Raw genomic sequence first — 12,667 nt, forward strand, 5'->3', positions numbered from 1 at the left:
CGGGGCATGTCAACCCTTGCGGTCCGGGCGCAGGCGATCCATCTCGGCCATGAAGGCGCGCAACTCGGCCGAGGCGGGCAGTTCGGGCACGACCGTCATGGCCGGCGCGGCGGCGCCGCTCATCCGGCGCTCGGCCCAGTTCTGCAACTGGCCGATGGACCAGCCGCGCAGAAACGGATTGGCCGAGACCACCGCCGCGCCCATCACCTCGTGAACCTGCTGGCCGGGATCCGCGCGCAGCGCCAGATCCGCCCCGGCCGGGCCAAGGAAATGCGCCAGATACAGGCGCCCGGCGGAAATCGAATGGCCGCGCGCCCGCAGATAGGCCTCGTTCTCCTGCGCCAGGCGACGAACCATCCGGCGCGACATCTCGGGGTCGAGCCGCAGGTCCAGCAGCTCGCGCCGCGTCATGCCGGCCACCAGATCGGGGCGATAGCTGCGCATCATCCGCAGCCAGGTGCTTTCGATGAACTGCCCCAGCCCGGTGGCGGTGGAGCGCGGATTGCGGGCCCGCGCATTGCCCGCGCTTTCGACCCGGATGATATGGCCGATCAGCGATTCGATGGAATCCGAGGCAAGAACCTCGGTTCCGGCACCGAAATAGGGCAGCGGATCGACCGGCCGGCCATCCTTGAGCAGCGCGAAGGACAGGCCCGGCTGCTGCCCGCCGGACGGCGGCCCGATCTGGCCCAGCACCGCGCCCCGGGCCAGCTGCGCGCCCTCGGACAGGCGCGGCGAGGGCGCGCCCAGCCCGGCATAGCGGCTGACCAGCCCGTCCTCATGCGTGATCTCGACCCGGCCGGGGTCAAGGGCGGTGACCCGCCCGGCCGCGGCGGCCAGCACCGGGCTGCCCTGCGGCGCGGTCCAGAAGACCCGGCCGCGCCCGGCATCGCCACCCGCCTCTGCGGCTGGCACGAAGCGTTGCGACAGCACGCCGCCGACCGGCGGCAGCAGCCCCGCCAGGCCGGCGGCGCGCAGCTGCACGCGGGCGCCGGGGGCGTAGCATTCAAAGCCCTCGGGCGCGGGGACGACATAGCAGCGCCTGTCCCCCGAAGGGCCGGTGACGCCGACGAACAGGACCGCGCCGGGGCGGATCGCGGCCTCGGCCGAATAGATCAGCGTCAGCCGGTCGTCGTCATCGGCATAGCCGTCAAGGTCATGGACCTGCGACATCAGGGCCAGCGCCTCGCCGATGATCTCGGGCGGCACGTCGTTGCGCAGGGCGGCCGAATAGATCACGTCGAGCAGCCGCTGCTGGCCCTGCGGCGCGGTGGCGCCGCGCTGCATCAGATCGGCAAGCAGCGGCTGGTCGGCCCAGGCATCGGCCGCCGGCACAAGCTGGCCCGCCGCCGACAGCGCCAGCGAACCGACAAAGCCCCGCGTGTCGTAGAGCGACAGCTGGATCACCTCGCGGCGCGCGCCGCCCGGACGATAGCGCAATGCCAGCACCGCGCCGGCGGGCAGCGATTCGTCAAGGTCAAGCTGCGTGCGCAGGCGCGCGCCAAGCTGCTGCGCCTGCCCGGCATCGAACCCGTTTTCGGCCAGCAGCGCCTCGGGGGCTATGGGCCGGGCGGTTTCAAGGATCAGTTCGCGCCAGAGCGGCGCGCGATAGGCCGCGTCGCGCAGAAAGGCCACGCCCGAGGCGGCCAGCTGCGCATCCCCCGGACCCGGCAGCACCTCGGCGGCCGCGCCGGCATTCATCAGCCGCTCGCGGCTGCGCTCGGCCTGAAACAGCGCGAATTCCTCGCGCGTCGAGGGCAGCGCCGCGACCAGCCGGCGATCGCGCGGGATCAGGCGGCTGTCCAGCACCGCAAGCTGCACGGCGGGCGTCGCCACGCGGCGCGAGGCGGCCAGCGCGGCAGGCGCGGGCACGAGGGTTTCACCCTGCGTCGGGCCGTCCTCATTCGCCGGGATGATCAGCGGATCGCCTGGAATATCGGCAAAGGTATCGCTGCCCCGGACCGGCGCGATGTCGAACTGGGCCTCGACCTGCGCCATCATTTCGGGGCCGCCATCGCGAAACCAGACCCGCAGCTGCGGCCCGAACTGGCGCCAGCCAAGCCCCGCCAGAAGGGCCAGCAGCACCAGTCCGGCCCCGGCGCGGACCGCCCGGCCACGGCGGCGGCGACGGCGCGCCACCCTGCCCATCTGACGAAAGCGGGGATCGATCTCGGTCATTCGCCTAGCGGTAGATGCCCGCGCCGGTGAATTTGGGATTGATGGTCACGGTTCCGGGCTTCTGCGCCGGCTGGGCCGGTTGCTGTGCCGCCGCCGGCCGGCGCTTGACGGCCGCCGCGCGGCCAGCGCCACCACCCGCGCCGGCCCGCGGCTGCCGTGGCGCGGCCGGGGCCGCCACGGCGGGCGCCGGGCGGGCGATTTCGGGGCAGGTCACCTCGCCACCGCGAAGGATGGCGCGGTAGAGCGGCACCCCGGCCGCCGCCGCGATCTCGATCTGCGCGGCGTCGCGCCAGCGCTCGACCGCGCGCTCGGAACCAGCCCCCCAGGCGCCGTCGATCCGGCCGTCATAGCAGCCCAGCCGCAGCAACTCGGTCTGCAGCGCCTCGGCCAGGCGATCCTCGCGCGGATCGAAAACGCCGCGCCCCAGCAGCCGCTCGAACAGGGCCGGATCGCGCTGGCGGATCGCCTCGCGCGCGGCAAAGGGCATGCCAAGCGCGCCGCGCGGACCGATGCCGGCGAGGATCGCCAGATCGCCCACGATGATCGACGGCCGGGGCATCCCCGCCGCGCGCGGCTGCGCCGGAAGCGCGCCGTCATCGTAACCGACCGGCAGGGCCGGCCCCGCGGCCTGAATCGCCGCGCCCTCGGCGGCGCCGATCACCAGTTCCGAGGGCAGCGCCGAGATCACCAGCCCGGACCCCTCCTGCGGCTGCGCCGGCGCGGCCAGCAGCAGCCAGCCAGCCAGCGCGAGACTGCCGCCAAGGATCCTCGGGATGTCCGGTCGCCTGTCCATGCACCTTTCTCAGTTCGGTCGCGGCGTGACGAATATAGTCCAGCTTGATTGCATCCCGGTGTCAATCTCGGCGAAACGGGCATCCAGATAGCCGCGCAGCAGGCAATCCTGCTGGCCGCTGATCTCGAATCGCCTTGGCGCCACGCACATCGGAATCGACCCCGCCAGGACGTCATTACCGAAAACATCGGTAGCAAAGACATAATAATAACGTGACCCCAGCGATTCGCGCTGCAAAGTCGCGCATTGGTTGGGCGCCACCCGCCACCAGCCCCGCGTCAGAAACGCCTGCCCCTCGCCGGGCTCGGCCAGCGCGACGTTCAGCACCTCGAAGGACTGGTTGCACAGGCGCAGCTCGGCCGCCGCCCCGGCCGCCCCCGCCAGCAGGATCGATCCGGCAAGCGCGGCGCAGCGGATGCGCTTCAACTTCAGGTTGACAGGCCACCGATTGAGCAATGTATTCTGCCGTGTTACAGCCCAAGGGCATAAATGGGATTTCATGACCATGAAACCGATCCTGACCCTGTCCGCAACCGTGCGGCGTTCCGGCACCGGCTTTTCGCGCCTGGCGTTGATGCTGCCCCCAACATGTAACCCCATCCTCTGAAAGGAACGCCATGTCGCGCAATTTCGGAATGTTGCTCGTGTCGCTGTCACTTGCCGTCGCGGCGCCGCTTGGCGCGCAGGAAACGGCCGCCCCCGCCGGCAAGGTCATGCTGGAGCTCAACGGTGCCGTTGACACCGAAACCGGGGCCTGCCGGCTGACGGTGGTGACCACGAACCGGCTGGACCAGGCCATTCAGCGGGCCGCCTGGCAGGTCGCCATCTTTGACAGGCAGGGCGTGGTGCAATCGCTGCCGATACTTGATTTCGGCGGCATGATCGCCGGCAAGACCAAGGTCGCGATGTTCGAGCTGCCGGAACGCAAATGCGCCGATATCGGCCGCATCGTGGTCAATGACGTGGCCGAATGCAGTGGCCCGGACAATACCGATCTGCGCGATATCTGCCTGGGCGGCCTGGCCACGCAGACACGGACGGATATCGATTTCGGCCTGTGATGCGTTGGGATCTGCCTCTCACCACCTGGGCCGTCTTTGCCGCTCTGGCGGCGCTGTCGGTGCTGACGCTGACCGTCGTCATCTTCAAGGTGGCGCAGTTCCGCCGCATGGGCGTCGGCGGGCACGGGCTGGGTGAAACCATCCTGAACGACTGGCTGAACGGCCGCCCCGACGAGGCGCAGCGCAAGGCGCAGGAGGGCCACACCGTCCTGTCGCGCGTTCTCGGGGCGGTCATGTCGGGGCTGCGCGCCCGGCCGGGAGATCCGGCCTATGGCGAGGAACTGGCCCGGCAGGTGGCGCTGTCGGAACTGGTGCGGATGGGATCGCGCATGCGCCTGCTTGAGGCGGTGGTGCAGATGGCGCCGATGCTGGGCCTTCTGGGCACGGTGATCGGCATGATCGACGCCTTCGGCAACCTGGCGCTGAGCCAGCAGGCATCCGATCCGCGGCTGCTGGCGGCCGGGATCTGGACGGCGCTGACCACCACGGCGGCGGGGCTGTCGATCGCGCTGATCGCCTATTTCGTGCTGGCCTGGCTGGACGGCCGGATCGAGGATGAACGCCAAAGCATCGAACTGGCCGTTTCCGCCGCGATCCACGGCCGGATCGCGAAGCAGCTGCCGCCGGAACGGGGCTGAAGGATGCAGGCGGCGCAATCCCTGATGCGCCAGCCCGGCCTTGACCTGCCGATGCGCCGGCGCCGGGCGGTCCGCTTTTCGATGACCGCGCTGGCCGATGTGCTGTTTCAACTGCTGATCTTCTTCATGCTGTCGTCGAACCTCGCGGCCTATTCGTTGCTGCCGCTGCGCAGCGGCGCGCTGCAGGGCGAGGGCGGTGCGGGAACGGCGCCCGCCGCCGGCGCGAAGGTCGTCGCGGCGCAGAATACCGCCATCTGGACGCTGAATGTCGACGGCATCACCGCCGCCGGCCAGCGTTTCGGCATCGACCGGCTGGCGGGGCTGGCCGACGCGCTGGCGGCGCAGGACACCCGCCATGTACTGATCATCCTGCGCCCCGAAGTGCCGGTGCAGGACGTGGTCACCGTGCTCGAGGCGCTGGCCGCGCGCGGCATCGGATCGGTCCAGATCGCCGAGGCGCCGGCATCGCCCGCCAGCCCGGCGGGGACCGCGCCATGAGCCTGCGCCTGACCTCGATCCGTTCGCATCGCGCGCATGTCGACACGCCGCTGGCGATCGTGAACATCGTGCTGCTGCTGATCTTCTACTTTCTGCTGGCCGGTCAGGATCCCAGAGTGAGTTCGGCGCTGAATCTGGCGACCACCTCGGCCCTGGCCCCGGACGGCCTGCCCTCGCCCTTGCTCGAGGTATCGGGGCCCGAGGACTGGCGGCTGGACGGCACCGCCATCCGCCCCGAGATGCTGCCCGGAGCATTGGCCGAAAGCTCCGGCCCGCTGCATCTGCTGCTGGACCGGGATGCGCCCGCCGGGCTGCTGGTCGGGCTGCTGCGGCGGCCGGAACTGGCCGGGCACGAGATCAGGCTGGTCACCATGCGGGGCGGCGGCGGATGATCGGCCAGCGGGCAAGCGGGCGCGGCTGGCTGATCGCCTCGGCGCTATCGGTCGCGGTCCATCTGGGCGCGGCCGGCGCGCTCATCTGGTCGCCCTCATGGCGCTGGACCAGCCCCGGGCAGTCGGCCGATCCGGTCGAGATCCAGCTGACCGCGCTGACCCTGCCGGGCGAAGGCCAGGGGGGCGGGCTGCTGCGCCCGGTCAGCCAGCCGATCCCCGCGCCCAGGCTGGAATCCACCGCCGGCGCGCCGACCACGCAGGCGCCCGATGCCTCGCCGCTGCTGCAAAGCACTGCCCTGCCCATGGCGCCGGCCGAAACCGCCGCCCCCGCGCCGCCCCAGATGCCGGCCGAGCCGCGGGAAAACCCGGCCGAAACCGATCCCGATCTGGCCGATCTGTTCCAGCGCATCCGCGACAACCTGACCGAGCCCTGCCTGCTGGCCCTGCCCGCGCTGACCGAGGACGGGCAGATCAGGCTGAGCCTGCTGGCCTCGGATGACGAGGAGTTTCCCCGCCTGCTGCGCAACCTGACGCAGGGGCTGGAGACCGAACTGACGGGTCAGGCGGTGCTGATCGATCCGCGGCAATGCCCGGCGCTGACATTCGCCCGGCGCGACCTGCGTTATCCGGTCTTTCCGCTGGCCGTGCAATTGCAGTCGCAGGACGTGGCGGCGGGCGATTCGCTGCGCGGAACGATCAGCGGCGCGACCGGGCGCTATGTCACGCTGCTGCTGGTGGATGACAATGGCGTCACCCATGATCTGCGCCGCTTCCTGATCAATTCGGGCGGGCGGATCAGCTTTGACGTGCCGGTGGCGCGGGACGGCGCGGCGCGGGACACGCATCAGCTGATCCTTGCCGTCGCAACGCCCGCCCGCCCGGCGACGATCAGCCGCGCGGCTGGCGAACCGGCCGGGGATTTCTTTGACCAGCTTGCCCGCGAGCTCGGCCGCGACGCGCTGATCGGGGTGGCGAACGTTTATATCCGCTAGGCGAAATCATAGGTGAAACCGCCCTCGGCCACCCTGATCGTGACATCCGACATCGCCTCGCCCGAAACCATGCGCGACAGCACCTGACGCGACAGGTCGGGCAGGATCGAATTGGTGATGATATTGTCGATCATCCGCCCGCCGCTGTCCGGGTCGCGGCATTGCGCGACGATATGATCGATCACCGCATCGTCCCAGACCAGCCGCGTGCCATGCGAATCGCGCATCCGCCGCGCGACCGAGCCCAGTTTCAGCCGGCTGATCCCGCCCAGCACCCCGGCCGAGAGCGGCACATAGGGGACGCTGACGATCCGCCCCAGCAGCGCCGGCGGGAAAGTGCCCAGCAGTTCCTCTTTCAGCGCGGCCTCCATGGTTTCGGGGTCGGTGATCGTGCCTTCGGGCGCCAGCGCCATGATCGTGCCGGTCCCGACATTCGAGGTCATCAGGATCAGCGTATTGCGGAAATTGATCGGGCGGCCGTTGCCATCCTCCATCCGGCCCTTGTCAAAGACCTGAAAGAACAGCTCATGCACGTCGGGATGGGCCTTTTCCATCTCGTCCAGCAGGACGACGGAATAGGGCTTGCGGCGCACCGCCTCGGTCAACCGGCCGCCCTCGCCATAGCCGACATAGCCGGGGGGCGCGCCTTTCAGCAGGCTGACGGAATGCGCCTCCTGGAATTCGGACATGTTGATGGTGATGACGTTCTGTTCGCCGCCGTAAAGCACCTCGGCCAGAGCCAGCGCGGTTTCGGTCTTGCCGACGCCCGAAGGGCCGCAGAGCATGAACACCCCGATGGGCTTTTCCGGGTTGCCCAGACCGGCGCGGGCGGTTTCGACCCGCCGCGCGATCATCTGCAAGCCCTGGTCCTGACCGATCACACGTTCGCGCAGATGCTCGGCCAGCCCCAGCACGGCCTGCAGTTCATCGGCCACCATGCGCCCCGCCGGAATGCCGGTCCAGTCGCTGATGACGCTGGCCACGGCCTGTTCATCGACATGCGGCCAGATCATCCGTTCATCGGCATGGATCTGGCCAAGCTGGTCCATGGCGCCGGTCAGCTCGGCGCGGATGGTTGCCTCGTCGAATTCTTCGCCCTCGCGTTCTGCAAGCCTTTTGCGCAGCGACAGGATCTGTTCGACCAGGGCTTTTTCATCGGCATAGGTCTTGTCCAGATCGGCCAGCTTTTCCTGCGCGTCGGTCAGCCTGGCGCGGGTTTCCTCCAGCCGGGTCTCATCGGCCTCGCCCAGTTCACGCTCGGCCTCGCGGGCGGCGATTTCGCTTTCATAGGATGCGATCTCGGCCCGCAGATCGGCCAGCCGCGCGGGCACCGCCGACTGGCTGACCGCGACGCGGGCGCAGGCCGTATCCAGCAGCGACACCGCCTTGTCGGGCAGTTGCCGGGCGGGCAGGTAGCGCGCCGACAGTTTCACCGCCGCCTCAAGCGCGGCATCCGATATGCGGACCTTGTGATGCGCCTCCATCGGGGCCAGAAGGCCGCGCATCATGTAGCAGGCCGTCTCGATCGAGGGCTCGTCCACCGCGATCGGCTGGAAGCGCCGGGTCAGCGCCGGGTCCTTTTCGAAATAATTGCGGTATTCGGCCCAGGTGGTGGCGCCGATGGTGCGCAAGGTGCCCCGCGCCAGCGCAGGTTTCAGCAGGTTCGCGGCGTCGCCGGTGCCGGCCGCGCCGCCGGCGCCGACCAGGGTATGGGCCTCGTCGATGAACAGGATGATCGGCACGGGCGAGGACTGCACCTCGTCGATGACCGAGCGCAGGCGCTGCTCGAATTCGCCCTTCATGCTGGCGCCGGCCTGCATGGCGCCGATATCAAGCATATGCAGCCGCATGCCCTGCAAGGTTGGCGGCACGTCACCCGCGGCCAGCTTCTGGGCGAAACCCTCGACCACGGCGGTCTTGCCCACGCCGGCCTCGCCGGTCAGGATCGGGTTGTTCTGGCGCCGGCGCATCAGCACATCGACGATCTGGCGAATCTCGTCGTCGCGGCCCACCACCGGGTCCATCCTGCCCTCGGCCGCCTGCGCCGTCATGTCGACCGAGAAGCGGCCGAGCGCGGTCGCGGCCCCCTGCCCCTCGGCCCGCGCGCCGCCCGCCGCGCCGATGCCGGTGCCGTCCATCGGGCGCATGTCCTGTTCCTCGGAATCGGCCCAGAGGGTCCGCGCCTCGGTCCCGATCCGCTCGGCCGAAAGATCGGCAAAGGCGCTGGAATACTGCTCGATCTCGCGGCGCAGGGCGTGATCGTTCAACAGCGCGACCAGCAGATGCCCGGTCCTGATCTGCGCCTCGCCAAAGAACAGGGTGGCATAGGTCCAGGCGTGGTTCAGCGCATCGGCCAGCCGTTCCGAGATGCCGGGCGTTTCGGTCACGTTCTTCTGCAGGCTGTCCATGGCCTGACCCAGATCCCGGAGCACCCGGCCCCGGTCCAGCCCCATGGCGCGCAGCGTGACCGAGATATCGCCCTCCTGATGGGAAATCGCGTGAAACAGCCAGTGGCTGAGTTCCACATTGCGGTTGCCGTCGCCGCGCGCCTGCCGCATGGCCTGCAAGAATGCCTCATAGCCCAGCCGGTTCATCTTGCCGGCGAATTTCTCGATGGTGATTGCGGTCATGCCTGTTCTCTTACGGTCTGCGCCCCGCCGTCGCGGCTCAGCGCGAAACGGGCGACTTCGATATAGTCCGACTGGCGGTCCAGCCCCTCGGGGCGCATGGCGGCCAGCCATCCGATGGCGGCATCGCCGCCCAGCGTCGCGGGCGGGATGGTAGCGGGCGGCAGGGACAGCGCCAGATCGACCTCGACGCATTTGCCCAGATACCAGAACACCAGATCCGCCAGCCGGCCGTAACGCGGCCGGCCCGGCAGAAAGCCGCGATATTCGTCCGGATCGGGCAGGTTCACGCGAATGCAGATCTTTTCATTCACCGATTGCAGCCGCGCGCCCAGATAGATGTCCTGCCCCAGCGTTCCGCCCTGGCCCAGCCCGTGGCGGTCGTCCGGCTCGAATTCCAGCCAGCAGGGCAGATGTTCCTGGATATCGACCGGAAAGCCGAAATAGCCGGCCAGCATCTGGCGCAGCCGCGCGGCGCTGCGCACCCGGCCGCCAAAGACCGGCACCAGCGGCAGCCGGGCGATATCGGGAAAATCGTCATGCTGCCGGAACGCCGGCGAGCCGATCCCGGCCACCGCCGCGACATAGGTGCCAAAGCGATCCTCGTCCGGGCGGTCATGCTGGGTGATCGCATGGGCATCCGACCAGGCGCGGAAGAACAGCTGATAGAACCGCGCCGACAGCATATCGGCGAAATGGACAAAGGCCTCTTCGCCCTCTTCCTGCCAGCGCAGGACCTCTTCGGTGGTGTTCAGCGGCAATGCGCCCTGCGGGCCGAAGAACCCGGTGAACTGGGTACGGATGCGGGGCCGTGCGCCGGCGGTATCGACGGCGTTCATTTCCTGGGCGGGAAAGGCCAGTTGCGGGTCCTGGCCGATATCGACGATATCCTGCGACCGCCGGGTCGAGCGGCCGATGCGCGGCCGGTCGCCGGCCTCGCGCTCAAGGCGGCGCAGCAGGGCAAGGAAACCCGCCGCGCCCGCTGGTCCTTCGCCGGTCATATCAGCGGCCCCAACCCGGTGCGCGGCGGCCAGCGCCTGATCAGCCCACGCTGACGCGAATGGATGACCGTCTGGGTAAAGCTGTTCACATTGGCATATTCGGCCAGGAAACGGTCCAGCACCGCGCCCATCAGGATGATGCCGCTGCCCTCGAACGCGGTTTCGTCGAATGTCAGGGTCAGTTCCAGCCCGCGCGCCGGAAAGAACCCCTCGGGGCGGCGGATCGAGCGGGTGACCGGGCGCGCGGACAGCCCGACCAGCCCCGCCACCTGCGTCTCGGTGACATTGTCCGAGACATCGGCGAACAGCGTCAGGATCTCGCGCAGGCTGGCGGCGCCGTCGCGGCCGAAACGGTCGTCCAGCCCGAAATGGTTCAGCGAAAGATAGGAAATCAGCCGCCAGTAGACATCGCCCTGCCCCATGCGATGCGGGCCGGCGCGCTCGATCTCGGACATGGCCTCGCGCGGCTGGGTCGGGCCGTTCACGCAGGTCAGGGCCATGGCCTGATCGGCCACCATGTTGAAATCGTTCGACCCGGCCAGAGGCAGCGCTGCCGGCAGGTGCCGGTTCGAGCACAGCGTCCGGATATGCAGCCGCTGCGCGCGCCGCCCGACCACCGATTCGGGCGGCTCGTAGATCGAGATGAAGGTCTCGGTGCCGCGATAGTCGTGGCGCAGCCCGGCGCGGCGCTCGGCCTCGGTCAGGCGGCGGGGCTTGCGGCGCGCGGTATAGTAATAGGTCGCGCGCGGGGTCGAGGCGTTCTGCGGCAGCGCATAAAGCGGAAACACCTCGACCCGGTCATGGGCGGTGCCGTAGCTGGCATGGACGCGGGTGATGCGCTGGATCTCGTAATGCGTGATCGGGCTGGAATCCGGGGTCACCACATATTCGTGGCGGCGGTCGTCCAGCCGCACCTGGTTCGAGCTTTCCTCGAACAGGTTGATCGCCGGCGCGCAGTTCAGCCGGATATCGCCGGGCTGGGTCTGCCGCGCCAGCTCGTCATTGGCGCGGTCGAATTCCAGGATCAGCTGAAGCTCCTGCGCCGGAATGCGCGCCAGCATGGCCTCCAGCCTGGTCAGGCGGAAGCCCATGAACTTGCGTGGGAATGCGAAATAGTCGCGCAGGATCGCGAAACCCTCGAACATGCGGCCGTCGCGGTCGAACAGAAGCTCGTCGCGCGCAAAGCCGACCTGTTCGATCTGGTCCGGGCGCAGCCGGACGAATGCCGGGTCGCCATTCGGCCGCAGCCAGCGCAGCGAGGCGCGGGTGACATTGCAATGGATCTGTTCGTAAAGCGCGATGGCGCGCGGATGATCGGCCGAGAAGTGGAAATTCAGCGCATCCGGCGGGTGGCTGGACATCGGCTCGCCGTCGCTGCGCTGCAGGTCGATCTGCAGGCCGGCCTTGGTCCGGCGTTCGGGATCCTGGCCCAGCCCGCCCAGCGTCGTGCTGCGGTCGTGATAGGTCAGCCCGGAAATGGCCAGCGGCAACACCGCCAGCGGCGCGGTCAGGCTGAAGCGGCAGGTCACCCGCTTGTCCGAATCGCGAAACCGCGCATCCAGATATTCGCCACGCGCGAAGTGCTTGCTCTCGCCATCGGCGCCTTGCCGGGTCAGCGGCGGCGCCTGCACGATCATGCAGCTGGGCACCGGCGCCAGCGCATCAGGGAAAATCTGCTCCAGCAATTCGCTGGTGAAGCTGCGAAATTCCTCGTCCAGCTTCAGCTGCACGCGGGCGGCCAGAAAGGCGGTCCCTTCCAGCAGCCCGGCGATGGTCGGGTCGATGTTTTCGCGCAGGACGCCGCCCAGCCGGTCGGCAAGGCCAGGAAACTCAGCCGCGAATTCGGCCGAGCGTTCGTAAAGCACGTCCAGTTCACGCTCATAGGCATCGCGAAAGGCTTTCTTCATGCCTCGGCCTGCATTCTTTTCATGGCGATCTTGCCGGCCGCGGGATCGACCTCGGCATGGAACTGCAACGGGATATCGCTCGGGTCCGAGATCATTTCGGCCAGGATTTCAAAGGTGATGCGCTGGTCCACGGTCGGCGCCATCTCGTCAAGGCGCACCTCGAGCGTTGCGGCACGCAGGCGCGGCTCATTGCTGATCAGCGCCTCGCGGATGGCATTGGCCAGATCGCCGGGCGTGCGGTTCTCGCGCCAGAGCGTGTCCATGTCCTGCAAGCCGTGATTGATGATCGAGCGTCGCACGCGGGGATGGTCGGCCAGATCGACGCAGACATCCAGACGGATCGTGTTCATCAGGCTGGCAATGTCGCGCACGAGGTTGCGGCGCAGCGATTCCTCGCTGGCGCCCTCGCGCCGCTTCTGGCTGAGCAGCGTCAGGTCGCGATCGCCCTCGGTATAGCGGCGCCCCTGATCGCGCGCATCCCGCCGGGCCGCGGAATCGCGAAAGATATGCATCAGGGACATTTCCCGCAGGCCGCCGCGGCCCGGATCCCTGTCAGAAGAGGAACGGCGCGATGTCATGC

The 12,667-nt window shown here is 68.8% G+C and carries 12 protein-coding genes; 5 read left to right on the forward strand and 7 right to left on the reverse strand.

Annotated features, from left to right (window positions below):
• Positions 1-9 precede the first annotated feature (9 nt).
• From IT41_RS19455 to IT41_RS10750, 3 genes are read right to left on the reverse strand one after another with little or no spacing between them, the layout of a single operon-like run.
• On the reverse strand, positions 10-2,178 hold the full coding sequence (locus IT41_RS19455) for a M23 family metallopeptidase (protein ID WP_052081419.1): 2,169 nt from the start codon (positions 2,176-2,178) through the stop codon (positions 10-12).
• A gap of 4 nt (positions 2,179-2,182) precedes the next feature.
• Positions 2,183-2,971: a peptidoglycan-binding domain-containing protein gene (locus IT41_RS19460; RefSeq protein WP_052081421.1), complete on the reverse strand. Its 789-nt coding sequence runs from the start codon at positions 2,969-2,971 to the stop codon at positions 2,183-2,185.
• 9 nt (positions 2,972-2,980) lie between these two features.
• A complete protein-coding gene (locus tag IT41_RS10750; protein ID WP_231564732.1) occupies positions 2,981-3,397 on the reverse strand; it encodes a DUF1036 domain-containing protein in 417 nt (138 codons plus the stop codon).
• 191 nt (positions 3,398-3,588) lie between these two features.
• Here IT41_RS10750 and IT41_RS10755 point away from each other — a divergent pair, with 191 nt between their 5' ends.
• Genes IT41_RS10755 through IT41_RS19465 form a run of 5 tightly spaced genes read left to right on the forward strand, consistent with a single transcriptional unit; the run spans position 3,589 to position 6,552 of the window.
• Complete coding sequence (locus IT41_RS10755) at positions 3,589-4,032, forward strand: hypothetical protein (protein WP_036741031.1); 444 nt, start codon at positions 3,589-3,591, stop codon at positions 4,030-4,032.
• Entirely contained in the window at positions 4,032-4,670 is a 639-nt protein-coding gene (locus IT41_RS10760) for a MotA/TolQ/ExbB proton channel family protein (RefSeq protein WP_036741032.1), read from the forward strand. Before IT41_RS10755 ends, IT41_RS10760 begins: the two co-directional genes overlap by 1 nt.
• A gap of 3 nt (positions 4,671-4,673) precedes the next feature.
• A complete protein-coding gene (locus IT41_RS10765; protein WP_052081422.1) occupies positions 4,674-5,168 on the forward strand; it encodes an ExbD/TolR family protein in 495 nt (164 codons plus the stop codon).
• Positions 5,165-5,560: an ExbD/TolR family protein gene (locus IT41_RS10770; protein WP_052081424.1), complete on the forward strand. Its 396-nt coding sequence runs from the start codon at positions 5,165-5,167 to the stop codon at positions 5,558-5,560. Before IT41_RS10765 ends, IT41_RS10770 begins: the two co-directional genes overlap by 4 nt.
• Complete coding sequence (locus IT41_RS19465; RefSeq protein ID WP_052081427.1) at positions 5,557-6,552, forward strand: hypothetical protein; 996 nt, start codon at positions 5,557-5,559, stop codon at positions 6,550-6,552. Before IT41_RS10770 ends, IT41_RS19465 begins: the two co-directional genes overlap by 4 nt.
• Here IT41_RS19465 and tssH read toward each other — a convergent pair.
• Genes tssH through IT41_RS10795 form a run of 4 tightly spaced genes read right to left on the reverse strand, consistent with a single transcriptional unit; the run spans position 6,549 to position 12,599 of the window.
• Positions 6,549-9,182, reverse strand: coding sequence for a type VI secretion system ATPase TssH (tssH, locus tag IT41_RS10780; RefSeq protein ID WP_036741033.1), 2,634 nt, complete (start codon positions 9,180-9,182; stop codon positions 6,549-6,551). The two genes, IT41_RS19465 and tssH, sit on opposite strands and share 4 nt — an antisense overlap.
• Complete coding sequence (gene tssG, locus IT41_RS10785) at positions 9,179-10,180, reverse strand: type VI secretion system baseplate subunit TssG (protein ID WP_052081429.1); 1,002 nt, start codon at positions 10,178-10,180, stop codon at positions 9,179-9,181. Before tssG ends, tssH begins: the two co-directional genes overlap by 4 nt.
• Positions 10,177-12,087 carry a type VI secretion system baseplate subunit TssF gene (gene tssF, locus IT41_RS10790; RefSeq protein WP_036741034.1) on the reverse strand — a complete coding sequence of 637 codons (1,911 nt, stop codon included), beginning with the start codon at positions 12,085-12,087 and terminating at the stop codon, positions 10,177-10,179. The genes tssG and tssF overlap by 4 nt, the downstream gene beginning before the upstream one ends.
• Positions 12,084-12,599 carry a type VI secretion system baseplate subunit TssE gene (locus IT41_RS10795; protein ID WP_175496405.1) on the reverse strand — a complete coding sequence of 172 codons (516 nt, stop codon included), beginning with the start codon at positions 12,597-12,599 and terminating at the stop codon, positions 12,084-12,086. Before IT41_RS10795 ends, tssF begins: the two co-directional genes overlap by 4 nt.
• Positions 12,600-12,667 lie beyond the last annotated feature (68 nt).

The sequence above is a fragment of the Paracoccus halophilus genome, assembly GCF_000763905.1.
Lineage (GTDB): Bacteria > Pseudomonadota > Alphaproteobacteria > Rhodobacterales > Rhodobacteraceae > Paracoccus > Paracoccus halophilus.